Origin of the sequence: Hyphobacterium sp., assembly GCF_043584775.1 — a bacterium.
Lineage (GTDB): Bacteria > Pseudomonadota > Alphaproteobacteria > Caulobacterales > Maricaulaceae > Hyphobacterium.
In genome coordinates, this window is the sequence record NZ_CP121327.1 from 1,114,192 (window position 1) to 1,139,394 (window position 25,203).

At 60.6% G+C, this 25,203-nt stretch carries 25 protein-coding genes; 11 read left to right on the forward strand and 14 right to left on the reverse strand.

Annotated elements, in window-relative coordinates:
• Positions 1–9: 9 nt before the first annotated feature.
• Together P0D52_RS05475 and P0D52_RS05480 are read left to right on the forward strand one after the other, a co-directional pair.
• Positions 10–891: a division plane positioning ATPase MipZ gene (locus P0D52_RS05475; RefSeq protein ID WP_394694419.1), complete on the forward strand. Its 882-nt coding sequence runs from the start codon at positions 10–12 to the stop codon at positions 889–891.
• Complete coding sequence (locus P0D52_RS05480) at positions 891–1,337, forward strand: J domain-containing protein (protein WP_394694420.1); 447 nt, start codon at positions 891–893, stop codon at positions 1,335–1,337. Before P0D52_RS05475 ends, P0D52_RS05480 begins: the two co-directional genes overlap by 1 nt.
• Here the strand turns inward: P0D52_RS05480 and P0D52_RS05485 are convergent.
• Entirely contained in the window at positions 1,334–2,641 is a 1,308-nt protein-coding gene (locus P0D52_RS05485) for a D-alanyl-D-alanine carboxypeptidase family protein (protein ID WP_394694421.1), read from the reverse strand. The genes P0D52_RS05480 and P0D52_RS05485 overlap by 4 nt on opposite strands.
• A gap of 152 nt (positions 2,642–2,793) precedes the next feature.
• Here P0D52_RS05485 and P0D52_RS05490 point away from each other — a divergent pair, with 152 nt between their 5' ends.
• The 3 genes from P0D52_RS05490 (at position 2,794) to clpA (ending at position 6,359) form a co-directional block, all read left to right on the forward strand.
• The gene (locus P0D52_RS05490) at positions 2,794–3,450 is read left to right on the forward strand and encodes a phasin family protein (protein WP_394694422.1); all 657 of its coding nucleotides are present in this window, start codon (positions 2,794–2,796) and stop codon (positions 3,448–3,450) included.
• A 245-nt stretch (positions 3,451–3,695) separates the two neighbouring features.
• On the forward strand, positions 3,696–4,025 hold the full coding sequence (clpS, locus tag P0D52_RS05495) for an ATP-dependent Clp protease adapter ClpS (RefSeq protein WP_187167563.1): 330 nt from the start codon (positions 3,696–3,698) through the stop codon (positions 4,023–4,025).
• Positions 4,026–4,028: 3 nt separating this feature from the next.
• Positions 4,029–6,359, forward strand: coding sequence for an ATP-dependent Clp protease ATP-binding subunit ClpA (gene clpA, locus P0D52_RS05500; protein ID WP_394694423.1), 2,331 nt, complete (start codon positions 4,029–4,031; stop codon positions 6,357–6,359).
• Positions 6,360–6,364: 5 nt separating this feature from the next.
• Here the strand turns inward: clpA and P0D52_RS05505 are convergent, their stop codons facing one another.
• Complete coding sequence (locus tag P0D52_RS05505; protein ID WP_394694424.1) at positions 6,365–7,516, reverse strand: helix-turn-helix domain-containing protein; 1,152 nt, start codon at positions 7,514–7,516, stop codon at positions 6,365–6,367.
• A 116-nt stretch (positions 7,517–7,632) separates the two neighbouring features.
• Between P0D52_RS05505 and P0D52_RS05510 the strand changes: the two genes are divergently transcribed.
• A complete protein-coding gene (locus P0D52_RS05510) occupies positions 7,633–8,451 on the forward strand; it encodes a DUF2306 domain-containing protein (RefSeq protein ID WP_394694425.1) in 819 nt (272 codons plus the stop codon).
• Positions 8,452–8,453: 2 nt separating this feature from the next.
• On the opposite strand, the gene P0D52_RS05515 is transcribed toward P0D52_RS05510, so the two are convergent.
• Both P0D52_RS05515 and P0D52_RS05520 read right to left on the reverse strand, forming a co-directional pair.
• Positions 8,454–8,885, reverse strand: a complete 432-nt coding sequence (locus tag P0D52_RS05515) for an HIT family protein (protein ID WP_394694426.1) — start codon at positions 8,883–8,885, stop codon at positions 8,454–8,456.
• Positions 8,886–9,121: 236 nt separating this feature from the next.
• Entirely contained in the window at positions 9,122–10,132 is a 1,011-nt protein-coding gene (locus tag P0D52_RS05520) for a GNAT family N-acetyltransferase (protein ID WP_394694427.1), read from the reverse strand.
• Positions 10,133–10,215: 83 nt separating this feature from the next.
• Between P0D52_RS05520 and P0D52_RS05525 the strand changes: the two genes are divergently transcribed.
• Both P0D52_RS05525 and P0D52_RS05530 read left to right on the forward strand, forming a co-directional pair.
• Positions 10,216–10,959: an SDR family NAD(P)-dependent oxidoreductase gene (locus P0D52_RS05525; protein ID WP_394694428.1), complete on the forward strand. Its 744-nt coding sequence runs from the start codon at positions 10,216–10,218 to the stop codon at positions 10,957–10,959.
• A complete protein-coding gene (locus P0D52_RS05530; RefSeq protein ID WP_394694429.1) occupies positions 10,956–11,576 on the forward strand; it encodes a Pr6Pr family membrane protein in 621 nt (206 codons plus the stop codon). The genes P0D52_RS05525 and P0D52_RS05530 overlap by 4 nt, the downstream gene beginning before the upstream one ends.
• Here P0D52_RS05530 and P0D52_RS05535 read toward each other — a convergent pair.
• Genes P0D52_RS05535 through P0D52_RS05545 form a run of 3 tightly spaced genes read right to left on the reverse strand, consistent with a single transcriptional unit; the run spans position 11,573 to position 14,256 of the window.
• Positions 11,573–12,034 (reverse strand): RidA family protein, encoded by a 462-nt coding sequence (locus P0D52_RS05535; protein WP_394694430.1) that lies wholly within the window; start codon positions 12,032–12,034, stop codon positions 11,573–11,575. The genes P0D52_RS05530 and P0D52_RS05535 overlap by 4 nt on opposite strands.
• 60 nt (positions 12,035–12,094) lie before the next feature.
• Positions 12,095–13,357, reverse strand: a complete 1,263-nt coding sequence (locus P0D52_RS05540) for a DNA polymerase IV (RefSeq protein ID WP_394694431.1) — start codon at positions 13,355–13,357, stop codon at positions 12,095–12,097.
• Complete coding sequence (locus tag P0D52_RS05545; RefSeq protein ID WP_394694432.1) at positions 13,354–14,256, reverse strand: ROK family protein; 903 nt, start codon at positions 14,254–14,256, stop codon at positions 13,354–13,356. Before P0D52_RS05545 ends, P0D52_RS05540 begins: the two co-directional genes overlap by 4 nt.
• 183 nt (positions 14,257–14,439) lie before the next feature.
• Between P0D52_RS05545 and P0D52_RS05550 the strand changes: the two genes are divergently transcribed.
• Positions 14,440–14,817, forward strand: a complete 378-nt coding sequence (locus P0D52_RS05550; RefSeq protein WP_394694764.1) for a response regulator — start codon at positions 14,440–14,442, stop codon at positions 14,815–14,817.
• The gene (locus tag P0D52_RS05555; protein ID WP_394694433.1) at positions 14,814–16,190 is read left to right on the forward strand and encodes a PleD family two-component system response regulator; all 1,377 of its coding nucleotides are present in this window, start codon (positions 14,814–14,816) and stop codon (positions 16,188–16,190) included. The genes P0D52_RS05550 and P0D52_RS05555 overlap by 4 nt, the downstream gene beginning before the upstream one ends.
• 19 nt (positions 16,191–16,209) lie before the next feature.
• On the opposite strand, the gene rpmG is transcribed toward P0D52_RS05555, so the two are convergent.
• The 5 genes from rpmG to topA all read right to left on the reverse strand — a co-directional run bounded on the left by rpmG (position 16,210) and on the right by topA (position 23,148).
• Positions 16,210–16,377, reverse strand: a complete 168-nt coding sequence (gene rpmG, locus P0D52_RS05560) for a 50S ribosomal protein L33 (RefSeq protein WP_109260505.1) — start codon at positions 16,375–16,377, stop codon at positions 16,210–16,212.
• Positions 16,378–16,462: 85 nt separating this feature from the next.
• Complete coding sequence (locus tag P0D52_RS05565; protein WP_394694434.1) at positions 16,463–17,641, reverse strand: MFS transporter; 1,179 nt, start codon at positions 17,639–17,641, stop codon at positions 16,463–16,465.
• A 7-nt stretch (positions 17,642–17,648) separates the two neighbouring features.
• Entirely contained in the window at positions 17,649–18,317 is a 669-nt protein-coding gene (locus P0D52_RS05570) for an NUDIX domain-containing protein (protein WP_394694435.1), read from the reverse strand.
• On the reverse strand, positions 18,314–20,578 hold the full coding sequence (gene rnr / locus P0D52_RS05575; RefSeq protein WP_394694436.1) for a ribonuclease R: 2,265 nt from the start codon (positions 20,576–20,578) through the stop codon (positions 18,314–18,316). Before rnr ends, P0D52_RS05570 begins: the two co-directional genes overlap by 4 nt.
• Positions 20,575–23,148: a type I DNA topoisomerase gene (gene topA, locus P0D52_RS05580; RefSeq protein ID WP_394694437.1), complete on the reverse strand. Its 2,574-nt coding sequence runs from the start codon at positions 23,146–23,148 to the stop codon at positions 20,575–20,577. Before topA ends, rnr begins: the two co-directional genes overlap by 4 nt.
• A gap of 155 nt (positions 23,149–23,303) precedes the next feature.
• On the opposite strand from topA, the gene P0D52_RS05585 reads away from it, so the two are divergent.
• Positions 23,304–23,495, forward strand: a complete 192-nt coding sequence (locus P0D52_RS05585; protein WP_394694438.1) for a hypothetical protein — start codon at positions 23,304–23,306, stop codon at positions 23,493–23,495.
• On the opposite strand, the gene dprA is transcribed toward P0D52_RS05585, so the two are convergent.
• Positions 23,477–24,598: a DNA-processing protein DprA gene (dprA, locus tag P0D52_RS05590; RefSeq protein ID WP_394694439.1), complete on the reverse strand. Its 1,122-nt coding sequence runs from the start codon at positions 24,596–24,598 to the stop codon at positions 23,477–23,479. The genes P0D52_RS05585 and dprA overlap by 19 nt on opposite strands.
• On the reverse strand, positions 24,595–25,200 hold the full coding sequence (gene plsY, locus P0D52_RS05595; protein WP_394694440.1) for a glycerol-3-phosphate 1-O-acyltransferase PlsY: 606 nt from the start codon (positions 25,198–25,200) through the stop codon (positions 24,595–24,597). Before plsY ends, dprA begins: the two co-directional genes overlap by 4 nt.
• Between the last annotated feature and the right edge of the window lie 3 nt (positions 25,201–25,203).

The following is a 25,203-nucleotide window of genomic DNA, read 5'->3' on the forward strand; positions in this document are numbered from 1 at the left end:
GGTGTTTCCATGAATTTTTCGACGCAAACAGACCGTCCGGGCCGCTTTCGTCTGATCCGACGGAATAAGGGCGCGCATGTCATCATTGTGGGCAACGAAAAGGGCGGGGCCGGCAAATCGACCGTCGCCATGCATTTGTCGATCGCCCTGATGCGGATGGGAAAATCGGTTGGCGTCATCGATCTCGATTTGAGACAGCGCACGTTTGGCCGCTATCTTCAAAACCGGCGCGACTGGGCCGAGCGCTATGGCGTTGAACTGCCTATTCCCAAGGAAGTCCGCCTTGAGGCCAGTGCGCTGCGGAATCTGGATGAAGCCGAAGCCGAAGAAGATGCCCGCTTTCAGGCGGTTTTCAGCGAGCTGAAGGCCGAGCACGACTTTATCCTCGTCGATGCACCGGGGTCGGACACGTATTACTCCCGGTTGGCGCATGCGGTGGCGGATACCATCATAACGCCGGTGAATGACAGCTTCATCGATTTCGACCTTTTGGCGGAAATTGATGCGCAGACTTTTGAAGTCGGCCGGCCGAGCGTCTATTCGGAAATGGTCTGGGACTGCCGCAAGAAGCGCGCGGGGCGCGACAAGACCTCGATTGACTGGGTGGTGATGCGCAATCGCATGTCCCAGCTTGATGCGCGCAACAAGCGGCGCGTCGGGGATGGCTTGAAGAAATTGTCGGAGCGGATCGGTTTCCGCATGGCGCCGGGCTTTGCCGAACGGGTGATCTATCGCGAATTGTTTCCACTGGGCCTGACCTTGCTGGACCTGACCGAAGACGGATCGGCGGTCGCCTTCTCGATGAGCCATGTCGCCGCGCGTCAGGAATTGCGCGATCTGCTGACGGTCCTTAAGTTGCCCGAACTGGCGGACACAAAGATTCCCTTCTGATGCCATTTCTGCTTCTGGGCTTTGCGGCCCTTGTCATTCTGGTGCTGGTCTCCCGCGCCTTTGCCCGTATGGAGACGGCAGAGGCCGCGCGCTGGTCACGGATCACGCTCGGCCTGGCGGCGGCCATTTTCGGTGGCCTTCTTACGCTTCGGGGTCTGGCCATTCTGGGCGCGCCGCTGGCGACGTTCGGCATTGGCATGATGGCTGTTGGAGCGGGGTTTCGCCCCAAGCCCGGCCGGAATGGTCAGCAATCCACAACGCCCACCGCGCCGACGATCAGCCGCGAAGACGCGCTCGATATACTGGGGCTGGAGGGCCAGCCATCCGATGAGGAAATCCGGACAGCGTACCGCACCCTGATGAAGCGCGTGCATCCCGATTCCGGTGGAACAGATGGTCTGTCGCGGCGTCTGACCGAGGCGCGCGATCTTCTCTTGAAAGACTAGCTACCGGGGGCGACGGCGAAGCAGGGCTCGTCGCGGGCGGCGAGCCGGGCGCAGGCCGCGCGGGCGGTCGTAGCGTTTATGCCTGTGAACCGTGCACGGAAGAGGGTGCGGCCATTGGCTTCAAAGCGCGGCGTGTACATTTCGGCAGTGCCCAATTCGTCCGCCAGGCTTTGCACCGTTTCGAGACGCGCCCGGGCGGCGGCCTCATCGGCATAAGCCCCAACCTGAATGGCCCAGCCGGATGGGCGCGTTGCCGGATCATCCGATAGGGCTATGAGCGTAGGCTCGACGTCCGTTGAAGCATGAGCACTTGTCGGCGCTGCGCCCATATCATCGGTCATCTCGATACGCAGGGGCGGCAGGCTGTCGCCATCGCCCTGCGCAACCGGCGGTGACAGGTCAAGGGCGGCAATCTGGGTAGCGATGATGTCCTGCTCGCGAATGGGATTCAAACGGGGCGTGAGATCCCGTGCGGCGACGATCAGGGCTTCGCGGTTTTCCAGCGAGCGATACGCGGCATTGATCAATTGCTCGGCATGGGCATCCCGATAGGCGGCGGTCGGGCCGCCCATCACAACGGCTACCAGACGGCGGCCATCGCGCTCGGCCGTGGTCGCGATATTGAAGCCCGACGCCCGGATATAACCGGTCTTCATGCCGTCCACGCCTTCAACGCGGCCAATCAGATTATTGTGGGAGCGATAGGTGCGGCCGTTATAGGTGAAGCTGCGCTCTGAAAAATACGGCATGTATTGCGGAAAGTCGCGGCGCAGGGCAACGGTCAGCCGCGCCATGTCCCGTGCGGTGGTAACCTGCCGCGAATTGGGAAGGCCGGACGCATTCCGGAATGTCGTGTTGGACAGGCCCAGCTCGCGGGCCCGAGCCGTCATCTCAACGGCGAAGGCGCGTTCGGTCGTGGCCAGTTGTTCGGCCACAACGACCGCGACATCATTGGCGCTCTTGATCACCAGAGCCCGGATGGCCGTTTCGACGGTAATCGTATCGCCCTGGGAGAGATTGAGATTGGATGGTTGCTGGCTGGCCGCAATGCGGGAGACGGTGAGGGTGTCGGACAGGGAGAGCTCACCGGCCTCGATGGCCTCGAACAGCAGGTAAAGCGTCATCATCTTGGTCAGCGAGGCGGGATAGCGTTGGGCGTCCGCCAGGCGGCTGTGCAGCACATCGCCCGTATTCGCATCCGCAACAAAAGCCGCATAGCGGCGTGTGTCGGCCTGACCTTCGGGTGCCAGTCCGAACGACAGGAGGAGAATTAGTGAGAGGAAGAGGCAGCGCCATACATACATAGGGCGATATCCAACCTCACACCCGTTTCCGGGTCGTTAAAGCCAACACAAATTATTTATTGTGCAGCGCAACAATTTTGTTGACGCGCCTGCGAAGGTTTGGCATACAAATGCTGCAACCGCGAACAAATGAGTCGCTGAAGAGATTGAAAATGACAGACACGACCGCACAACCTGCTGCCGAGACGGCGCAAACCGAAGCCAAGACGGAGACGGTGAAAGCACCGGCTGCCAAAAAGGCCCGGACCGAGCGCGTCGCCAGGAAAGCTGCCCCGAAGGCATCGGCCAAGAAAGCGACGGCAAAAAAGACCGTAGCTCGCAAGCCCGCCAAGGCAAAAACCAAATCCTCCCCGAAAAAGGACACCAAAGTTATGAAAAACGCTCAAACTGCTGCCAACGAGACGATCGAACAAATGACCACTGCCGGCAATCAGGCCTTCAAGGAAGGTTTTGAAAAGTCGCTGAAGTCGGTCAACGAGCTGAACGCTTTCCAGAAGGAAAATGTTGAAGCTGTGATCGCGTCTGCCACCGCAGCTGGCAAGAATGCCGAAGTTCTGAACACCAACGCCGTGGCCTATGCCAAGACGTCGATGGAATCCGCTGTTGCCGCCACCAAGGCGCTGACCACAGCCAAATCCGTTCAGGACATGATCGAAGTTCAAACCGATTTCGTGAAATCCTCCATGGACATGTTCATGGCCGAAATGACCAAGACCTCCGAGCTGTATGCCGGTGCGGTCAAGGAAGTAACCAAGCCGATCAATGACCGCGTCGCGGCATCGGTCGAAATGGTTCAGTCGGCTCGCTAGAGCTGATTTCGGGCAGGTCGTTCTCCCCCGAACTGCCCGACACATTCTCCCTAACTGGCCCGGCGGTCTTTTCCGCCGGGCCTTTTTCTTTTGCCCTTTGGTAATGTGAATCGTGCCAGATTTTGAACGATCCGGTGTCACAATTTGGCTCCAGATTGAACAGAAGCTGTTGACGATCGCGCTTCAGGCCTTCCCAGGGCGCAAAGCTTGCTTATCTAATAGGCAGACAGCGACGAGCCGAATCGATGACTGAGCGCCGCGATAAACCCGGTAACCCCGACCGCCAGACGGGCGTTGCCACACGCACCCGCCCAAAGACGAAAAAGCCGTCTTTGTACCGGGTGGTCATGCTGAATGACGATTTCACGCCGATGGAATTCGTCATCGAGGTCCTGATGCGGATCTTCAACAAGTCGCCGGAAGAAGCGACGCAGATCATGCTTCATGTCCATCAGAATGGCGTCGGCGTATGCGGCGTGTTCACCTTCGAAATCGCCGAAACGAAGGTGGCGCAAGTGATGGATCTGGCCCGGCGAGCGCAGCATCCGCTGCAATGCACGATGGAAAAGGAATAGACGTTGCCCTCATTTTCAACCTCTCTCGAAGACACGCTTCACCGCGCCCTCGGGTTTGCGAATGAACGTGGTCATGAATACGCCACGCTGGAACACCTGCTGCTGGCCCTCGTTGATGACGAGGATGCCGCCGGTGTCATGAAGGCGTGCGATGTCGATCTGGGGGAGTTGAAATCGACGCTGACGGCCTTTGTAGACGCCGAACTGGGGGATCTGGCCGTCGATGATAATGAAGATGCCAAGCCCACCGCCGGCTTCCAGCGCGTCATCCAGCGCGCGGTCATCCACGTCCAGAATTCCGGTCGCGAAGAGGTGACGGGCGCCAATGTGTTGGTGGCGATCTTTGCCGAGCGCGAAAGCCATGCCGCACACTTCCTCGCCGAGCGCGATATGACGCGCTATGACGCGGTGAATTACATTTCCCATGGCATTGCCAAGCGACCGGGCGAAAGCGAAGCCCGGCCGGTTCGTGGCGCCATGGAAGACGAGCTGGATGAGGATGACGAAAAGGACGGCGATGCGCTGTCGGCCTATTGCGTCGACCTGAACGCCAAGGCGCGCGAAGGCGGCGTGGATCCGCTGATCGGCCGCGAATCCGAGGTCGAACGCTGCGTGCAGGTGCTGTGCCGCCGCCGCAAGAACAACCCGTTGCTGGTCGGTGAATCCGGCGTCGGCAAAACGGCCATCGCCGAAGGTCTGGCCCGCATGATTGTCGAGAAAGACGTTCCTGAAGTGCTTCAGGATGCGACGATCTATTCCCTTGATATGGGCACGCTGCTGGCGGGAACGCGCTATCGCGGTGACTTTGAAGAGCGCCTCAAGCAGGTGGTCAAGGAATTGGAAGCGCGCGATGGCGCCATTCTCTTCATTGACGAAATTCACACCGTCATTGGTGCCGGTGCGACGTCTGGCGGGGCGATGGATGCCTCCAACCTCCTCAAGCCGGCGCTTCAGTCCGGCGGTTTGCGTTGCATGGGGTCGACGACCTACAAGGAATTCCGCCAGCACTTTGAAAAGGATCGTGCGCTGGCCCGGCGATTCCAGAAGATCGATGTGACCGAGCCAAGCCGGGACGATACGGTGAAAATCCTTCAGGGGCTGAAGCCCTATTTCGAGGACTTCCACGATGTGCGCTTCACGAATGAAGCGGTGAAGACAGCCGTCGATCTGGCCTCCCGCTATATCACGGACCGGAAACTGCCGGACAAGGCTATCGATGTGATCGACGAGGCCGGGGCCCGCATGCGGCTTCTGCCGCCCTCAAAGCGCAAGAAAACGATTGGCGTGAAAGAGGTCGAATCCGTTGTCGCCAAGATTGCCCGCATCCCGGAAAAATCTGTCTCCAAGGATGACGAGGTGGCGCTGAAATCCCTGCCGTCTGATCTGCGCCATGTGGTGTTTGGTCAGGACGAAGCGATCGACAAGCTGTCTTCGGCGATAAAACTGTCCCGCGCCGGACTGCGCGAGCCGGAAAAGCCGATCGGCAATTACCTGTTCTCCGGTCCGACCGGTGTCGGCAAGACCGAAGTGGCCAAGCAGCTGGCGTCCATCCTCGGTGTCGAGCTCCTGCGCTTCGACATGTCCGAATACATGGAGCGCCATACGGTGTCGCGCCTGATCGGTGCGCCGCCGGGCTATGTCGGTCACGATCAGGGCGGTCTTCTGACCGATGCGGTTGATCAGCATCGACATGCCGTTCTGCTGCTCGATGAAATCGAGAAGGCCCACCCGGACCTGTTCAATATTCTTCTGCAGGTCATGGATCATGGCAGCCTGACGGATGCCAATGGCAAGAAGGTCGATTTCCGCAATGTGGTTCTGATCATGACCACGAATGCCGGGGCGTCGGATGCCGCGAAAGAAGCCATAGGCTTTGGCCGCGACAAGCGAGAAGGCGATGATGTGGCGGCGATTGAAAAACTGTTCACGCCGGAGTTCCGCAATCGTCTGGATGCGATCATTCCATTCGCCGGCCTTTCGCAGCCGATTGTCAGCCGGGTCGTGGAAAAATTCGTGTTGCAGCTTGAAGCCCAGCTTGCGGATCGCGGGATTACGTTTGAATTGAGCGATGCGGCGACGGAATGGCTGTCAAAGCGCGGCTATGATGAAAAGTTCGGTGCGCGGCCCTTGTCCCGCGTCATCCAGGAGCACATCAAGAAGCCGCTGGCGGATGAAATCCTGTTTGGACAGCTGAAATCCGGTGGTCTGGTGAAGGTGGATGTCGATGCGGCGGACAAGGACCGTCTCGATTTCGACATCACGCCGGGTGACCGCCTGAAGCCGAAAAAGCCCAAGGGCAGCGGCAAGAAAAAAGCCAAAGAGCCGGTTCGCTAAAGCGACTACTCGGCGAAAACTTCAGATGCTGAAAGGCCGTCACCTCTACCGGTGGCGGCCTTTTCCTTTTCGCGGCGATATTCACGCGGCGTCAGGCCGTTGGCTTCCTTGAAGGCCCGGTTGAACGGACCCAGCGAGGCAAAGCCGCTATCCAGAGCGATATCGAGAATGCTGGCGTTCGAGGATGTGTCGGACAATAAATCTTCGGCATGGCGAAGCCGGTATCCATTGATGAAACGGTTGAAATTGCGATGCCCAAGGGCCGCGACGATGGCGCGCGAGACCTTGTAGTCCTTCTCGTGCAGCCGGTGGGCGAGCGTTGACACTTTGAGCTCCGGATCCAGATAGGCGCCTTCGGCCACGAGTGCCTGGATGCGCCGGGCCAATACCCTTTCGTCCTCGGTCGCGGGCGGTGTTTTTCGCGCCGCGCCTGAGGGCAGGGGGTTCTTCTGGCGAAAGAGGATGGCGAGGCTGACGGTGGAAACGATCATTACGGCACAAAGGCCCTGAATGAGGACGGTCAATCCGGGGGACACAAATGTCAGTCGTCCATGATCAAACAGCATGACACAGATAACGACGCCGGCCCCGAAGCTGGACAGGAAAAGGTAGCGAAGACGTTTTTCGCTATCGGAAATGCCCGACCAGCCATTCAGGCCTTCGCCAAAGGCCAGAAGCAGCGCGGCAGAGCTGAAAAAGACCTGCATGCCATCCAGCCGCTCCATCCATTGCGCCAGATTGGCTTCGCCCATCCAGGCACCAAAATTCAGGCCGAGTGCCAGCTGGTCAAATATGGTGGGAAGGAAAATCCCCGCAACTATGGCCATTTCGGGCCAGCCAATCGCGGCGTCGTGACGAAACAGGGCACGGGATGTAAGCCAGAAAAAGGAACAGGAGGCGCAACTGGCAATCGCCATGACGGGGTAGGCGGCGCCGATGGTTTCGCGACCCAAGACCTCGATCAGCATGATGGCGATCAACCCGACGCAAAAGCCGGCCCAGATCAGGTGAAGTTGCGAAAAGGCACGCTGAATAGCGATCCATCCGAGCCAGACCGCGGCAGCAGATATCGCCAACAGTTTCAATCCCGCGCCCAGTGCAATCACGGCATCCTCCATTTGCCTGCCATGATGCGCCGGATAGCGGTCGATATGCAAGTTTGCGAGTTTTCTTTCGCCGATTTCCAAATCGGCGAGCCGGGAGCAGCGTCTTCGTTCATTCCTTCTGCATGACCCGCCAACCAAGGCTGGCAAGACAAGAAGGAATATGTGTCATGGTCGATACACTCGCGCCGCCTGCGCGCCGCGCACTGAATGCGCATACCATTCTCAAAACTACCGGGTTGCTCTGGTTTCTCGCGGCCGTTATCGGGCAATGGCTGTTTGCCTATTATGTCATCGCCGCCTATGCGCCCGAAACGCTGTCGGGTGCCTGGGAGCGTTGGGATGAAACCGGGCTGATACAGGGTTTCACCGTCGATGATCTGATCGGCAATCTTGCCTTTATCTCGCACACCTTGCTGACGGCGGTCATCTGCATTGGCGGGACAATGCAATTGATGCCACCGGTGCGGAAGCGTTTCCCGGCCCTGCACCGATGGACCGGCCGCACCTATCTGACCGTCGGCGCCTTTATGGCCATTGGCGGCATCTGGATGATCTGGGGCCGCGGGTCGCGCCTGACGGATCTCGGCGGATGGGGCACGACGATCAACGGGCTTATGGCCCTGGTGACGATTGCTGTGGCTTTCTACTTCGCCAAGCGGCGCAAGATCGAACAGCACCGCCGTTGGGCGATGCGGACCTTCATATTGCTCAGCGGCGTGTGGTTCACGCGGCTGGGGTATATGTCGTGGGCGATTGCAACCGGCGGGCTGGGCATGAGTCGCTCTCTCGACGGGCCGTTTGATATGTTTATCGCTTTTGCCAGTTATCTTTTGCCTCTGGCCGTGCTTGAGCTCTATTTCCTCGCCAGCGACAGCCGGTCAGGTGGCGTCAAGCTGGCCATGTCCGGCGTGATGCTCGCGGCAACCGCAGCGACAGCGCTCGGCGTGTTCGGCGCCTGGTCGGTGATGTGGAGCCCGCATGTCTGATCTCAGGCGAGGGCGGCCTTGATCTTCTCGGCCTGGGCTTTCAACTCGTCCATATCCGCTTGTCCGCCGCCATGGCGGCCAAGCGGCTCGCCTTCCCAGCGCGGAATGATATGGAAATGAATGTGGAAGACGGTCTGGCCGGCGGGCGCGCCATTGAATTGCGTCACCACAATGCCATCCGGCTCAAGGGCGGTTTCGACCGCCTTGGCCAGCGCCTTCACGCGCCGGATGGCGGCCGCTGCCATATCGTCTGACAGGTCGAGCAGGTTGCGCGCCTTCTCTTTGGGCACGACCAGGCAATGCCCCGGCGATTGCGGGAAGATGTCCATGAAGGCCACGGCGACGTCATCCTCGAAAATCTTTATCGCCGGGGCGTCGCCTGCGATGATTTTCGCAAAAATGTTTTCGTCGTCGTATGTGCCGGAAAGGCTCATGATTGAATTCCCTGACGTCTAAACTTTTCTGAGAGATATCAGCTTTTGATAGCCGTTTCGCAGCCACTCACCAAGAGCTGGGCCCTGTGGATCATAGCCGAGCTCCGATTCCGTGAACGGTGCAGGCGGATTTACACGGAAGGCTTTATCGCAGGCCGGACAATGCAACCGCGTCGATCTTTGCGCGAGTGCCGCAAAAACCGCGCCGCCTGCCGCGCCCGCTATGAAAAAGGAACTCAAAAACGCAGATAGCCGCGCGCCAGCTTGTGCTCGCCTTGCGCGCCCGCCTCCACGCGGGCCAAACCGCGTTCAATCGCAAAATCGATCGCGCGGTGATAGCAGAGCTCGAAATGCAGGAAGGGCGCGTTCGCCAGACACCCCCAATATCGGCCATAAAGCGCGTCCGAGCCGATGAAGTTGAGCGCCGAGGCGATATAGCGGCCGTCCTGCTTGGCCATCACCATCCAGACCTTGTCGGCCATGCGCTGATGGATCAGATCGAAGAATGCGCGGTTGAGATACGGCGTGCCCCATTTGCGGGCGCCCGTGTCCTGATAGCAGGCAAAGAACACGTCCCAGTGCTCGGGCCGGAGATCCCCGCCGGTCAGACCCACGATTTCGATATCGGCATTGGCGGCGGCGCGTTCTTTCTTCAGCGCCTTGCGCTTTCTGGAAGACAGGTCACCGAGGAAGTCTTCATAGGTCTGATAGCCATCATTTTCCCAGATGTATTGACGATCCACGCGTTGCAGAAGGCCTAGCCTGTCCGTAATGACGCGGTCCTGTTTGGCCGGGAAATTCATCGACCAGACCGAAAGCCCGTTTTGCTCCGCGATCGACATGGCGGCCTTGGCCAGCCCCTCGCGGATGTCGGCATCCGGGGATAACAGTCGCTGGCCCGTGGCGGGGGTAAAGGGTATGGCGCTGAGCAGTTTGGGATAATACCGCCCGCCGGCGCGCTCAAAGGCATCGGCCCAGGCATGGTCGAAGACATATTCGCCATAGGAATGGGATTTGGCATAGGCGGGCAGGGCTCCGACAAGTGCGCCAGCCTCATCCTTGGCGATCAGGTGGACACTCTGCCAGCCCGTCTGCGTCGTGGCGCTGCCGCTTTCTTCCAGCGCCTGCAGGAAGTTCCAGGACAGGAAGGGGTCGTATTCCGCGCCGGGCGGATTTGCGACTGCATCCCAGGCAGATGTCTCCACATCGGACAGGCTGGACAGCGTGCGAAATCGGATACCGGTCATCGGGTCATGAGATAGGCGCGTTTTGCCATTGGGGAAAGGCGCAGCCCGCGCTATGTCTGTTCAAAATCGGGAGGACAACAGACATGACATCACGTTTTGAAGGAAAGATCGCGCTGATTACCGGCGGATCACGCGGCATTGGTGCAGCGATCGCGAAGCGCCTGGCATCGGAAGGCGCGGACATCGTACTGACCTATGGCGGCTCGAAGGACAAGGCCGAGGCGGTGGCCGAAGAGATCCGCGGTATGGACCGCAAGGCGGAGGCCGTGCATTGCGATGCGTCCAAGCGCGGCGAGACCGCCAAGCTGATCGCGGATGTAGCGGAACGTCATGGCAGGCTGGACGTGCTGGTCAACAATTCCGGCGTATATCCTTTGACCTCGCTTTCCAAATGTTCTGACGAGGTGTGGGACGACATGCTGGCGATCAATGTGACCGCCGTATTCGAGGGCCTGCGCGCGGCGTACAAGGTGATGAAGCCGGGCTCGTCCATCGTGACAATCGGCTCAGTGGCCGGAGATTCGGCGCAAATGGCCGGGGTTGGCGTCTATTCATCCTCCAAGGCGGCCGCCGAACTGATTACCCGCGCCGCCGGCCGCGAATTCGGCCGCAAGGGGATTCGTGCCAATGTCATCCAGCCGGGGCCGATTGATACGGATATGAATCCGGCCGATGGCCAGACGGCCGAGCTTCAGAAAATGATGGTGCCGCTGGGCCGCTATGGCGAGGCTGAGGAAGTGGCGAATGCGGTGGCTTTCCTTGCCAGCGATGAGGCGTCCTACATCAATGGCACGACGCTGAAGGTCTGTGGCGGGATGACAGCATGAGTCGGCTGGTTCGCGGCGGCATCGCCCTGACGGCGCTGGCCGCCGTCCTGGTCCAGTATTCAACCTTCATAACCGGCACCAATGACGGCTTCGCGATCGCGACACTGCGTTATTTCAGCTATTTTACCATCACCACGAATTGTCTTGTGGCAGTGGGTTGGGGCGCGGCGGCCTTTGCTTCGCAGACAAAGCTGGGGCAGTTCTTCCTGAGGGATACGATCCGTACCGCCGTGACGGGTTATATCGTTCTGGTCGGCGTGATCTATCATGCGCTTCTGGCGTCGATCCATGATCCGCAAGGGATTGAATGGTTTGCCAATCACCTCCTGCACACAATCGTGCCGCTGGCGGTCTTTCTCGAATGGCTCTTCCTGTCAGGGACGCGCACGGCCCGTTTCGGGCACATCATCTCCTGGCAGGTCTACCCGGTGGTTTATACCGCCTACACGCTGATCAAGGGCGCGATTACGGGGTTTTATCCCTACCCCTTCCTCGACGTGAATGAACTCGGATACAGCGGGGTGGCCATACAGCTGGTCGGGCTGATCGTTACATTCGTGATCACCAGCGCGGTATTTGTCGGCATTGGAAAGCTGCAGGTCCGCCTGATGCGCTAGGCAATCTCGAAAACGGCATCGATTTCCACCGCGGCGCCGAGCGGCAATACCGGGCAGGAGACGGCGGAGCGGGCATGCCGGCCGGCGTCTCCAAAGGCCTCGACCATCAGGTCAGAGGCGCCATTGATGACTTTCGGGATGGCTTCAAATTCCGGCGTGGCACACACAAAGCCGCCGAGTTTCACGACCCGGACGAGGCGTGACAGGTCGCCATCGAGCGCGGCTTTCAGCTGAGCCATCAGATTGAGGGCGCAGAGCCGGGCGGCCGACTGGCCCTGTTCGACATTCATGGTTTCGCCCAGCCGGCCCTTCACCAGGCCGTCGGGCCCGAAGGATATCTGGCCGGAGACGTAAAGGTGATTTCCGGTGCGAACGAAGGGCACGTAATTGGCCACGGGTGCAGCGGCTTCCGGGAGGGTCAGCCCCAGATCGGACAAGCGTTTCTCGGCATCGGACATGTCGGTCTCCTGTTCTGTATCATCGCCTAGCGCGCCGCGCGCGGCCCCGCAAGCGGGACGTCATCCCGGTTTGAAACCGCGGCCTTTCATGACGGCCGACTCGCCGAATTTCGCGCGGGCCTTGTCCATGGCGCGTTCTGCGGCGGCGCGGCGGGTGGCACCGGGGTCCAGAAGGTCCATTGCATCCATACTGCCGTCCACGAGATTTGAAATCCCGATTCCGATCAGGCGGAATTTCCGGCCATCGGCCTCCGGCTTCAGGAGTTCCTGCCCGACCCGGAACAGGGTGTCGGCCAGCTGTGTGGCGTCAGACAGGGTGCGCCGGCGCGTGATGATCTTGAAGTCCTGCGTGCGCAGTTTCAACGTCACCACATAACCGGATACATTCTTTGCCTTGGCCATGTCGGCGACCCGCACGCATTGCTTCCAGAGCTTCGTTTCTAGCTCCGGAAGTTCGCCGATATCGTCGAAGAAGGTGGTTTCAGAGGACACGCTCTTGCGTTCGCGGTCGGGTGCGACCGTGCGGTAATCTTCACCTGTGGCCAGTTTGGCCAGGCGATAACCGCCATCGCCATAACGCGCCGCCATCGTCTTCTCCCCAACACGGATGACATCCGCCAGCGTCCGGATTCCGTCGCGTTCCAGCCGGGCGGCGAAAACCGGGCCGACGCCATAAACGGCGCGCGTGGACTGCGCTTTCAGGAAGTCTGGCGCATCGGCCCGGCCGAGGACAAAAAAGCCGTTTGGCTTGTCCAAATCGGAGGCCGTCTTGGCGAGGAATTTATTGTAAGCGAGGCCCACCGAAACCGAAATGCCGACCTCTTCATGGATCTGTTTTTGAAGGCGCAGGAGGGTGAGGGCTGGCGGGGCGTGGTGCAGGCGCTGTGTGCCCGTCAGATCCAGAAACGCCTCGTCAATCGAGAGCGGTTCCACGATGGGTGTCACGTCCTGCATCATCTTGCGGATACGGCGGCCTTCCTCGGCATAGACGTCCATTCGGGGGCGGATGACGACCGCGTCCGGACAGGCTTTGAGCGCCTTGAACATGGGCATGGCGGATTTCACGCCATAAAGCCGCGCGACATAGCACGCCGTCGAGACGACGCCCCGCTTGCCGCCGCCAATGATCACCGGCTTGTCCTCCAGCGACGGGTCATCCCGCTTTTCGATCGCGGCATAGAAGGCATCGCAATCAATGTGCGCGATGGACAATTCATTCAGTTCGGGGTGGCGCAGGGCTTTCTGCCGGCCGCATGATGCGCAGGTGTCGCTTTCGCCCAGCGGCGCCAGGCAGGCACGGCAATATCCGGGTGCGCGGCTCATGTCAGGGGCCAGAGCCAGGCTGCGCCCCGGACGCCAGAACTGTCTCCGTGAGTGTTCCGGAGAATGCGCGTCGTGACCTGATCGCTGAAGACATATTGCGGCAGGCGCTGGCGTGTCTCCTCGGCGAGATTCGGCATGTTGGACAAGCCGCCGCCCAGAACGAACACCTCGGGATCGACGATGTTGATAATGGTGGCGAGGCCGCGTGCGAGCCGGTCCTGAAAGCGATCAAGCGAGGCTGCCGCAACGGCATCACCTTCGCGGGCTCTTTCATGGATGTCTGCGCCGGTGAGAGATTCGCCGCTGTGCCGTTGATGATCGGCACTCAGGGCGGGGCCGGATATCCAGCTTTCGATACAGCTCGTCAGGCCGCATTTGCAAAGCGGTCCCGGCACTTCTTCGGCCGTTGGCCAGGGCAGGGAGGTGTGCCCCCATTCCCCGCCCAGAAGGCCATGGCCTTCGTGCAGGCTGTTGTTCAAAACCAGACCGCCGCCGACGCCGGTGCCGAGTATCGCGCCGAAGACGGAGGTCGCGCCTTGTCCGGCTCCGTCGATGGCTTCTGACAGGGCAAAGCAATTGGCATCATTGGCACATCGGACCGGACGGTTCAGAGCCGCGGCCAGGTCTTTGTCGAGCGCGCGGCCATTGAGCGACGCAGAGTTGGAATTCCGGATCAGACCGGTCACCGGACTGAGGGAGCCGGGATGGCCGATGCCGACCGGAAGCGAATCACTTTGCAGGGTTTCTTCAGTCCGCTGCACCAGGGCCGCGATCAGACGGATTTTGGATTCATATTGTTCCGGCGTCGCGTCGCGTACCGAATAGCGTGTGTGGCCGTCCGAATCGATTGCGGCGACTTCGGTTTTCGTGCCGCCCAGATCCACACCGATTCGAATCATGCTTTCGCCCTTGCCCGGGTTATGATTAATATTGCCGTTCTTATCTTGTTCCGGGAAAGGAGAAAAGTTCGACACCGACTCATCCTTGATTAAGGATCGTCTGCTTTACTGCTGACGGGGTGAAACGGGGTGCGCAATGACGTGCCCAAGCAACGGGAATGCGGCGGTGTCATGCTTCAGGTCATGCCCAAAAAGGTTCTCATAGTCGAGGACAACGAGCTCAATATGAAGCTCTTTTCCGACTTGCTCGAAGCTCATGGCTACGAGACTGTCGGTACGAATAACGGTCTGAACGCGCTGGATCTGGCGCGCGAACATGCTCCCGATCTCATTCTCATGGACATTCAATTGCCGGAAGTCTCCGGTCTGGAAGTCACGAAGTGGCTGAAGGATGATGACGATCTGTCGTCCATTCCGGTGATTGCCGTTACCGCCTTCGCCATGAAGGGCGATGAAGAACGCATCCGCGAAGGTGGATGCGAAGCCTATATGTCCAAGCCCATCAGTATTTCGGTCTTCATCGAGACGATCCGGGGCTTTCTCGGTGAGGAGGCGGCATGAGTGCGCGCGTCCTTGTTGTTGACGACCAGGAAGCCAATGTTCGACTACTTGAAGCCAAACTGAGAGCCGAGTATTTCGACGTCGTGACGGCGACCAGCGGTCAGGCTGCCATTGACGGCGCCATCGCGGAACAGCCGGATGTTATCCTGCTGGATGTCATGATGCCGGGCATGGATGGCTTTGAAGCCTGCCGCCGCCTTAAAGCCGATCGCCGGACACGCCATATTCCGGTTGTGATGGTGACGGCGCTGGATCAGCCCGAGGATCGCGTTCGCGGTCTCGAGGCGGGGGCGGACGACTTTCTGACCAAGCCGGTTGATAATCTGCCGCTCTTTGCGCGCATCCGCTCGCTTCTGCGATTGAAGGTGCTGCTGGATGAATTGCGTCTGCGGGAAGAGAAGGTCGAGGAACGCGGCCTCTCGCCGGTCGATAGCGAGCCGGACGCCTTGCAGGATGCCCGCATCCTGCTGATCGCCGGCGAAGAGCGCATCGCCACACATCTGAGCAGCAAACTGCCGACGCAGGCGTTTGTCGATACCGAAATCGATCCGGCAGAGGCCATTATCCGATCGGCCAATGGCTATGACCTGGCGCTGATCGATCTTACGACAAAAGCATATGATGCCTTGCGCGTTTGTGCGCGCATCCGGGCCAATTCGGAAACGCGGCAGATGCCGATTCTGGCGATTGTTGACCCGGACGAGGTCAGCCGGTCTGTTCGCGCCCTTGATCTGGGCGTGAATGATATCGTGCATCGTCCGGTCGATCGCGGCGAGCTGAATGCGCGGATCTGGACGCAGCTGCGGCGGAAGCGTTATGCCGACACGCTCCGGGAGCGTCTGGAAGACAGTCTGGAAATGGCGATTACCGATCCGCTGACCCAGCTTCATAACCGGCGCTATATCTCGTCGCGTCTGCAGCAGGTCGCCGAAATGGTGGCATCTGGCGAGACGTCGGCATCTGTCGTGATTGCCGATCTCGACCATTTCAAGCGCGTGAACGACACTTACGGTCACGAGGCGGGCGATGCGGTTCTGACCGAATTTGCGGCCCGGTTGAGGTCACGCTTGCGCGCCGTAGATCTTGCGGCCCGCTATGGCGGCGAGGAATTTGTGGTTCTGATGCCGGATGCGCCCTTGTCAGAAGCGCAGGCCGGTGCAGAGCGCCTGCGTTCCGGTGTTGCCGAAGCGCCTTTCCGCCTTCCGGGGGAGGCAGGTATGCTGGACGTGACGGTTTCGATCGGCGTCGCGGAAATCCGCCCGGGCGACGATATGGACACGGTTATGCGGCGCGCAGATGAAGCACTCTACCGCGCCAAGGCGGCAGGCCGGAATTGTGTGATGTCAGATCAAAAGGCCAGCCGGGCGGCCTGAAAGCCCAAGAGTCGTCAGACTACTTGATTTTGCCTTCTTTGAATTCGACGTGCTTTTTGACGACCGGGTCATATTTCCGGACGACCATTTTCTCGGTCATGGTACGGGCGTTTTTCTTGGTCACGTAGAAATAGCCGGTCCCCGCCGTGGAGTTCAGACGGATTTTGATGGTTGTCGGCTTAGCCATGACGAAATTCCCTGATGCACATGACGATCACGCCGGATTATTCCGGTCGCAAGAGGCGCGGAACATACGCACAGGAACGCCGCTGTCAACTGGTTGTGCGCGTGAAATGGCGGTAGGCCAGAAACACCAGATAGACGAGCGCAAATCCACTGGTCACGATCAACAGGCCATGCGGATCAATGATGTCCATGGCCGCTCCGCCCAGTGCCGGTCCCGCCAGTGAACCGAGGCCATATGCCATGATAAAGGTGGCGTTGGCAGCGGCCAGTGAGCCGCCGTCAAACCGTTCGCCGATCAATGCCAGACCCAGCGTATAGAGGCCGGTTGCGACCCCGACATAGAAGAACATCACGGCATAAAGCGCCAAGGCAAAGTCGCCGGCAAAATAGATGAAGAGCGGGCCGGTCAGGCACACCATGGTGGCGAAAAAGGCCACACGCAGCCGGCCGACGCGATCGGCAATACGTCCCAGCAAGGCTTGCAGGGCAATGCCGCCCATGGCACCGGCGGCCATCATGAAGCCGATTTGGGCATCCATCAGTCCGACGCGTTCAGCGTAAACCGGAAATACTGCAAAGAAGCTCTGCTCGGTTGCGCCGAACAGAAGGCCCGCGCCAATGGCGGCCGGTGCCATCCATGCGGCCCGCAACATCGATCGGGCGGTGGTATGCTCCATATCCGGCGGCGCGATATCCGGACCCTGCAGAAAGGCAATTGGCAGAGCGCCAATGGCAAAAAGCAGGCTGCCCGCCACCCAGGGGGACCAGCCTTCGGAGCCTACAGCGGCCAGCAAGAGCCCGCCGGTTCCGAATCCGGCGGCCAGCGCCGTGGCATAAAGGCCGAGGATGGTCGCCCGTCGTTCGGGCGGCGCAATCTGGTTGATCCAGGTCTCCGATGCCACGAAGACGATCGTGATTGCCATCCCCGACAGGAAGCGGACGGCGAACCAGACGCCGACATCGGGCACGAGCGGGAAGATGGGGTGCGAAATGGCGGTCAGCAGCAGGGCGATAATGATCAGCTTGCGGCCGGATATCATCGACATCAGCCGGGGGGCGAACGGGCTGGCAAGAACAGTCGACAGGGCGGCAGCGGCACCGAACAGGCCAATCAGCTTTCCAGACCCCGTCATGGCTTCCAGATTGAGCGACATGACCGGCATCAGAAGGGAAAACCCGCATCCGCACAGGGTCGCGCACAAAATGGCCGCGATCAGGGATCGTTGACGTCCGGCGTCGTGAACATGGAAAAGGCGGGCAAGCATGGGCGCGCTATAGCGGATCGATCTGCATCCGTCTTGCCAATTCTCTGATGTGGCGCGGGCGTTTTGCAGGGTCGGCCTGGCGGCGGTCCAGTTCGCCCAGCACAAAGCGTGTGACATGGGGCAGTGGCAGGGTTTCGGCTTCTTCGCGCGTGACCCAGCGGATATCGATCAGCTCATCGGTCTCACGCTTGACCCTGCCTGCGACGGCGCTCTCGGCATCGGCCTGGAAGAACCAGGCATCGAACCGGCGCACCCGGCCCGGCGGTGTGATCGCGCGGGCAATCACGCGCAGCGAAGAGGCGTCCGGCTGGATGTTGGACTTTCTAAAAGGCGCCCAGTTGCGGTGCCGCGATGCGACCTTGCCCTCGCTTCCGACGAGATAGCCGACTTCCTCAGCCGTTTCTCTGATGGCGGCAGCGGCCGCTGCCCGCGCGCGCCGTTCGGTCAGGACCCGGCACATGCAGTCCAGATCCTCGCCTTCAAACATGCCGGCCAGCGGCGCATAGCTGTCAGCACGATCCACGCGCCCGCCCGGGAAGACATATTGTTCCGGCATGAAAACATGGCGGGTCGAGCGCTTGCCCATCAGAATTTCCTGACCGCGCGCGGACTGCCGGGTCAGGATCAGGGTGCCTGCCAGTTTTGGCCGCAGGGCTTTGCCTTTTGGCGCCGTCATCTGCGGCGACCCTTTTTTCGGGGCTGGCGTTTGAAGGAGGATTGCGGCCGTCCCCCTTGAGGCTTGCCACGGCCGCGCGGCGAATGGCGCGGGCCCTTTTCCGGCGGTGTCAGCATGTCGAACAATAGTCCGCCTGTGACCGGCGTGGCTTCGTCCAGCCGCACTGTGACAGAGCGGCCCAGCCGGTACATGTCGCGGGAATACTGCCCGATCAGAGCATGAAGAGCTTCATCATGATGGAAGCGTTCATCACCCAGGCGGCTGATCGGGACGAGCCCGTCCGCGCCGGTTTCATGCAGGCGCACGAACAGGCCAAAGCGGGTGACGCCGGTGATCCGGCCCTCAAATTCGCTACCGACGCGTTCGGCCAGATAAAGCGCGATATAGCGATCCGTCGCATCGCGCTCTGCGGCCATGGACCGGCGCTCGAGTGCGGTAATGTCTTCGGCGATGGCGTCCAGCTGACTGGCCTCGGCATCTGTCTGGCCGTCCTTGCCGAGCTTGCAGGCCCGGATCAGCGCGCGGTGCACCGTCAGGTCGGCATAGCGCCGGATGGGCGAGGTGAAGTGCGCGTATTTCCGGAGATTCAGGCCGTAATGTCCCGGATTTTCCGTGGAATAGACGGCTTGCGATTGCGAGCGCAGCACGACCTCATTGACGGTCTCATAGTGGTCGCCACCTTTGGCCTGTTCCAGCAGACGGTTGAAACGGTCCGGGCGAGGGGGCTCGCCGCGGGACCATTTCATATCAATGGTTTGCAGGAAGTCGGCGAGTGCATCCATCTTCTCGAGGCTGGGTGGTTCGTGCGCCCGGTAGATCAGGGGGCGGCCTTTTTGTTCCAGTGTTTCGGCGGCGCAGACATTCGCCTGGATCATGCATTCTTCGATCAGCTTGTGGGCATCAAAGCGCTCGCGCGTCTCGATCTCCTTGACCTTGCCGTCTTCGCCGACCCGGACGCGGCGTTCGGGCGCATCGATTTCCAGCGCCCCCCGGCGTTTGCGCGCCGCTGCGAGGGCTCTGTACGCGCCCCAGAGCGGCTTCAGGATCTCCTCGAGCAGGGGCTCGGCCTTCGGGCTGCTGCGACCGTCAATGGCGTCCTGTGCCTCGCCATAGGCCAGCTTGGCAGCAGAGCGCATCCAACCGCGAATGAATGTGTGTCGGCGCTTGTTCCCGTCCTTGTCGAAGATCATCCGCACCGCGAGGCAGGGGCGATCTTCGTGCTCCCGCAGCGAACACAGATCATTCGACAGGCGTTCGGGCAACATGGGAACAACACGGTCCGGCAAATAGGTGGAATTACCGCGGCGTAGCGCGCCCTTGTCCAGCGCGGATCCGGAGGTGACATAGGCGGATACATCCGCAATCGCGACCAGAACAATCCAGCCGCCGTCATTCTTCGGGTCGGTGTCGGGCGCCGCCCAGACCGCATCGTCATGGTCGCGGGCATCTTCCGGATCAATGGTAATCAGGGGCGTATCGCGAAGGTCGGTGCGATCACCCATCGTCACAGGTTTCAGCTTTTCGACTTCGGCGAGCTCTTCATCCTTGAAGCCGGTCTCGATGCCGTGCGAATGCAGGGCAATCAGACTGCCGGCGCCGGGCGAATTCACATCGCCGACCACCTCTTCAATAATGCCGCTTTTCAGGCCATGACTGCGGTCGCGGCCAATCCGGCAAATGACGAGATCGCCATCCTTTGCCTTGGCGGCTTCACCCTTGGCCGGAACCAGTTCATGGCGGCTGCGGCGATCGACCGGCTTGAGGCGCGGCGCGCCCTTGCCCTTGGATAAAACGCACAGAATCTTGTGCGCGCTCTGGCCGAGTTTGCGGATCAGGCGCGCTTCATAGCTGCCGTCTTCCTCAGGTTCGAGGCGAACCAGCGCCCGGTCACCGACCCCAAGGGCGCTGCTGCCGGCCCCACCGGCGCCTTCCCCCGGTGCGAGGCGGATAAGAGGCGGTTCGCCGTTTGATTTTTCCGGACGCGCCAGAAGTTCACCATCGGTGTCGCGGTCGTGGATGACGACAACCATGACGCTGGGCAGGGCTTCGGTCAGGGCAAAGCCGCTGCGGCCTTCCTTCCGGATCAGGCCTTCATCCAGCATCTCCCGGAGCGCAAATTTGAGGGCGATCTTGTCGTCGCCCTTCAGGCGCAGGGCCCGGGCTATTTCGCGTTTGCCGAACTCGCCGCGGCCCAGCCGAATGGCCTCAATCAGCGCTTCGCGCGTGAATCCGGATGGGTCGGATTTGTTTTTGCCACTCACGCTTTCTTCGGTGCCGCCTTTTTCTTTGCCGGAGCCTTCTTCTTAGCCGCTGGCTTTTTCTTGGCCGGGGCCTTCTTGCGGGCGGGCTTCTTGCCGCCCTTGGCTTCTTTTTCCGCCACCAGTTTCATCGCCGTTTCCAAATCAATGGTCTCCGGATCGGCATCCTTGGGCAGGGTGGCGTTGATTTTCTTGTATTTGATGTAGGGACCATAACGGCCACTCATCACGCGCACCGGTTCGCCTTCGTGCTCGCCCAGTTCTTTCAGGGCTTGCGGTGCGCCGCGTGTCGCCTTCTTCTCGGCCAGCACCGTCACCGCGCGATTGAGGCCGATTTCGAAGACTTCCTCGATATTGGGCAGGTTCGCATAGAGGCGTCCATGCTTCACAAACGGGCCATAACGCCCCAGTCCGGCCTCGATGATTTCACCATCTTCCGGGTGGGCACCCACAGTGCGCGGCAGTGACAACAGTTTCAGCGCGTTCTCGAGGTTCAACTCGTCCTTGGACCAGCCTTTGGGGATGGAGGAGCGCTTGGGTTTTTCCTCGCCCGGCACAGCAATCTCGACATAGGGGCCAAAGCGGCCATCCTTCAGATAGACGGTTTCGCCACTGTCCGGATCCTCGCCAAGCGCGCCATCACCTTCGGCCATGCCATTGTCTTCGGTCGCGCCGAGCGGGCGTGTGAACTTGCAATCCGGATAGTTGTCGCAGCCCAGGAAGGCGCCGAACTTGCCGAGGCGGATCGACAGCCGGCCCTTGTTGCAGGACGGGCAAAGGCGCGGGTCGGATCCGTCTTCCTTTTCCGGGAAGATGTGGGGAGCCAGAGCTTCGTTGAGGGCTTCCAGCACCTCACCGATGCGCAGATCGCCGATTTTCTCGACATCGCCGGAAAAGCTCGTCCAGAAATCGCGGAGCAAAGCCTTCCAGTCGAGATCGCCGCGCGACACGCGGTCGAGCTGATCTTCGAGACCGGCCGTGAAATCATATTCGACATAGCGCTCGAAGAATTTTTCGAGGAAGGCGGTGACCACGCGGCCCTTGTCTTCCGGAATGAAGCGGTTCTTGTCCATGCGGACATATTCGCGCTCGCGCAGAACAGACAGGGTGGAGGCATAGGTCGACGGGCGGCCAATGCCGAGCTCTTCCAGCCGTTTGACCAGAGACGCTTCGGTATAGCGCGGTGGCGGCTGGGTGAAGTGCTGGTCCGCGTGGGTCTTTTTCGCTTCCGCAGCGGCACCGCTGGAGACTTTGGGAAGCCGGGTTTCGCCTTCCTCGTCTTCATCATCGCGGCCTTCCTGATACAGGGTCAGGAAGCCATCAAACAGCAGAACCGAGCCGGTCGCTCTCAAGGCCAATGTCTTGTCGGCGTCCTGAATATCAATGGTCGTGCGCTCGAAACGGGCGCTTTCCATCTGACTGGCGACCGCGCGCTTCCAGATCAGCTCATACAGCCGGCGCTGATCGTCATCGAGATGCAGATCCTCCGGTGCCCGCGAGAAACTCGTCGGGCGGATCGCCTCGTGCGCTTCCTGCGCATTGCGCTGCTTGGATTTGTAGATGCGCGGCGAGGACGGCGAATACAGCTTTCCATAGCGGCTGCTGATTACATCGCGGACCTGCGAAATGGCTTCCGGTGCCATATCGACGCCATCCGTCCGCATATAGGTGATGAGACCGACTGTCTCGCCGCCAATATTGACGCCTTCATAGAGTTTCTGCGCCGTTCGCATGGTGCGCTGGGCATTGAAGCCGAGCTTGCGCGAGGCTTCCTGCTGCAGGGTCGATGTCGTGAAGGGCGGTCCGGGATTGCGTTTGGCCGGCTTGGCTTCCACCGCTCCGATGGTCAGATCGGCGGCCTTGATGGCTTCGGCTGCCGCCGTTGCCATGGCCCGATCCTTGATCGAGAGTTTCGACAGTTTCTTGCCGTCGAACTGCACCATCTTTGCACGGAAAGGCTGGCTGCCGCCGGAGACGATATCGGCGTCCACGGTCCAGTATTCTTCCGAGCGGAATTTCTCGATTTCCAGCTCGCGATCACAGACTATGCGCAGGGCAACCGACTGAACGCGGCCAGCAGAGCGCGCGCCGGGCAGTTTGCGCCAGAGGACGGGCGACAGCGTGAAACCCACCAGATAGTCCAGCGCCCGCCGTGCGAGATAGGCTTCGACCAATTCCATATCCACTGCGCGCGGATGCTTCATGGCCTCTACAATGGCGGTCTTGGTAATGGCGTTGAATGCCACGCGCTGGACCTCGACGTCTTTCAGGACGCGGCGCTTGGTCAGCGCTTCCAGCAAGTGCCAGGAAATGGCTTCGCCTTCGCGATCCGGGTCAGTGGCGAGAACAAGACGGTCCGCGCCTTTGACCGCATCGGCGATCGCCTTGACGCGCTTTTGTGACTGGGCGTCGACTTCCCAGGTCATCTCGAAGTCGGCGTCGGGTTTTACCGATCCATCCTTGGGCGGCAAATCGCGCACATGGCCGAAGCTGGCAAAGACCTGAAAGTCCTTTCCCAGATACTTTTCGATGGTTTTGGCTTTGGCAGGCGATTCGACGACAACGACGTTCATTCAATGACTTCCGGATAATTCTGGCCGGGAAAAAAGCCCGGTAAATGGCGGCGGAAACTGATGTAGCCTAACAGGCGTGTCAACACACCACTCCTGCTTGCAATTATAAGTCGTTTACGTAAAGTGCTCGCCTTATGCGCGAGTTGGGGGAGTTCATGGATATTCAGACATCGGGAAAGGCCGAGGCCGTGCCGCCGCAACAGGCCGCTGACTTTGTTGCCGAAATGCTGGCAGAGCTGGCGGCGCTGTCCCGGCAGGCGGGCCTTGAGCGATCAAGCGACCTCATAAAGTCCGCCATACCTCTGCTGGCCCTGGAATCCGAACGGCATCAATCCGGGTCATCCTGATACGCCATCTGGACGAGACCACCGGGCAGCACGCTGGCCCGGCCGGCAAGTTCCAGCTCGATCAGGACGCTGTGGACTTCGCCGGCGCTGGCCCCCGACTGACGGACAAGTTCGTCTATCGAGACCGGTGACGGCGAGAGGAGTTCCGCGATGCGAGCCCGGACCGCGCCATCGGCCTCCTCACTGACGTCCGCCAGATAGTCCGGTGTTTCCGATTCCGCGGCAACGGGCCGTTTGGCTTGCCGCAGGATGTCGAGCACATCGTCTGCGCTTTCGATCAACGCCGCGCCATCGCGGATCATCTTGTTGGTGCCCTTGGCCCGCGGATCGAGCGGGGAGCCCGGCGTCGCCATGACTTCTCGGCCCTGTTCGGCGGCCAGCCGCGCCGTAATCAATGATCCGGAGCGCATCGCCGCCTCGATCACGACCGTTCCAAGCGACAGGCCGGATATCAGCCGGTTCCGGCGTGGAAAGTCGCGCGCGGTCGGAACCGCGCCCAGCGGAGATTCGGTTACCAGCAGGCCCTGCCGCGCAATGGCTTGATGATGGTCGGCGTGTTCGGGCGGATAGATGTGATCCAGCCCGCTGGCGAGGACGGCGATTGTGCCCGTGTCCAGCGAACCGGTGTGGGCGGCCCCGTCAATACCGCGGGCGAGACCGGAAACGATGGTGATTCCGGCCTGTCCGAGCTCTCTTGCCACATCGCGCGCAAAGCGGATGCCGATCGCTGAGGAATTGCGGGAGCCGACAATGGCGCAGCACGGGGCCGCATCCGGATCGAGCCTGCCTTGCACACTGATCACGGGAGGCGGCGGATCCAGAACCGCCAACAAGTCCGGGTAATCCGGCTCACACGCCATCAGGATGCGTGCGCCAAAGTCATCAGTCGCCGCCAGCTCGGCTTCGGCATGTTCGCGGCTGACGATTTTCAGGGCGTTGATGCGGCCGCCTTTTGCGGCAAGGTCCGGAAGGGCTTCGAGCGCGTCGGCGGCATTGCCGTAGCGGGCGATCAATCTTGCAAATGTGACGGGTCCGACCTGCGGCGTGCGCGCCAGCCGCAGCCAGTCGACGCGCTCGGCGTGGGTCAATTCCTGCCGGTTCACGCCTTCTTTGCGCCGATCATCGGCTCTTCACCGGCCAGCAATCTGGAAATATTGGCGCGGTGCCGCCAGTAGATCAGCGCGGCGAGAAAGAGACAGAGCACCGCAACGCCGGGCCGGCCAAAGGCATAGGCGATGAGCGGGGCAGCCGCAGCGGCGACAAGAGCGCTGAGCGAGGAGATGCGCAGCATCAGGGCCATTCCGATCCATGTCAGCGCGGCGAGAATGCCGACCGGCCACGCGAAGGCGATCAGAATGCCGAGGAATGTGGCGACACCCTTGCCGCCCTTGAAACGAAGCCAGACCGGATAGCAATGGCCCAGAAAGGCGGCACCACCGGCGACGAGGCCCGCTGTCGTGCCAAACAGGAAGGTGAAGAGGAGGGCGGCCATACCGGCCTTGCCCGCATCCAGAACCAGTGTGGCGGCGGCCAGATCCTTCCTGCCAGTGCGCAAGACATTGGTGGCGCCGATATTTTTCGAGCCGATCTCGCGGATATCTCCGAGCCCGGCGAGGCGGGTCAGCACCAGACCAAAGGGGATGGAGCCCAGAAGATAACCGCCAGTGGCGGCCATCAGTGTTGAAATGATTTCCCAGCCTGACATCTC

Bases quoted from the DNA above. Each gene is read 5' to 3' on its own strand.
- P0D52_RS05475 (WP_394694419.1), top strand. From the start codon at position 10: ATGAATTTTTCGACGCAAACAGACCGTCCGGGCCGCTTTCGTCTGATC.
- P0D52_RS05480 (WP_394694420.1), top strand. From the start codon at position 891: ATGCCATTTCTGCTTCTGGGCTTTGCGGCCCTTGTCATTCTGGTGCTG.
- P0D52_RS05485 (WP_394694421.1), bottom strand. From the start codon at position 2,641: ATGTATGTATGGCGCTGCCTCTTCCTCTCACTAATTCTCCTCCTGTCG.
- P0D52_RS05490 (WP_394694422.1), top strand. From the start codon at position 2,794: ATGACAGACACGACCGCACAACCTGCTGCCGAGACGGCGCAAACCGAA.
- clpS (WP_187167563.1), top strand. From the start codon at position 3,696: ATGACTGAGCGCCGCGATAAACCCGGTAACCCCGACCGCCAGACGGGC.
- P0D52_RS05510 (WP_394694425.1), top strand. From the start codon at position 7,633: ATGGTCGATACACTCGCGCCGCCTGCGCGCCGCGCACTGAATGCGCAT.
- P0D52_RS05515 (WP_394694426.1), bottom strand. From the start codon at position 8,885: ATGAGCCTTTCCGGCACATACGACGACGAAAACATTTTTGCGAAAATC.
- P0D52_RS05520 (WP_394694427.1), bottom strand. From the start codon at position 10,132: ATGACCGGTATCCGATTTCGCACGCTGTCCAGCCTGTCCGATGTGGAG.
- P0D52_RS05525 (WP_394694428.1), top strand. From the start codon at position 10,216: ATGACATCACGTTTTGAAGGAAAGATCGCGCTGATTACCGGCGGATCA.
- P0D52_RS05530 (WP_394694429.1), top strand. From the start codon at position 10,956: ATGAGTCGGCTGGTTCGCGGCGGCATCGCCCTGACGGCGCTGGCCGCC.
- P0D52_RS05535 (WP_394694430.1), bottom strand. From the start codon at position 12,034: ATGTCCGATGCCGAGAAACGCTTGTCCGATCTGGGGCTGACCCTCCCG.
- P0D52_RS05540 (WP_394694431.1), bottom strand. From the start codon at position 13,357: ATGAGCCGCGCACCCGGATATTGCCGTGCCTGCCTGGCGCCGCTGGGC.
- P0D52_RS05545 (WP_394694432.1), bottom strand. From the start codon at position 14,256: ATGATTCGAATCGGTGTGGATCTGGGCGGCACGAAAACCGAAGTCGCC.
- P0D52_RS05550 (WP_394694764.1), top strand. From the start codon at position 14,440: ATGCCCAAAAAGGTTCTCATAGTCGAGGACAACGAGCTCAATATGAAG.
- P0D52_RS05555 (WP_394694433.1), top strand. From the start codon at position 14,814: ATGAGTGCGCGCGTCCTTGTTGTTGACGACCAGGAAGCCAATGTTCGA.
- rpmG (WP_109260505.1), bottom strand. From the start codon at position 16,377: ATGGCTAAGCCGACAACCATCAAAATCCGTCTGAACTCCACGGCGGGG.
- P0D52_RS05565 (WP_394694434.1), bottom strand. From the start codon at position 17,641: ATGCTTGCCCGCCTTTTCCATGTTCACGACGCCGGACGTCAACGATCC.
- P0D52_RS05570 (WP_394694435.1), bottom strand. From the start codon at position 18,317: ATGACGGCGCCAAAAGGCAAAGCCCTGCGGCCAAAACTGGCAGGCACC.
- topA (WP_394694437.1), bottom strand. From the start codon at position 23,148: ATGAACGTCGTTGTCGTCGAATCGCCTGCCAAAGCCAAAACCATCGAA.
- P0D52_RS05585 (WP_394694438.1), top strand. From the start codon at position 23,304: ATGGATATTCAGACATCGGGAAAGGCCGAGGCCGTGCCGCCGCAACAG.
- plsY (WP_394694440.1), bottom strand. From the start codon at position 25,200: ATGTCAGGCTGGGAAATCATTTCAACACTGATGGCCGCCACTGGCGGT.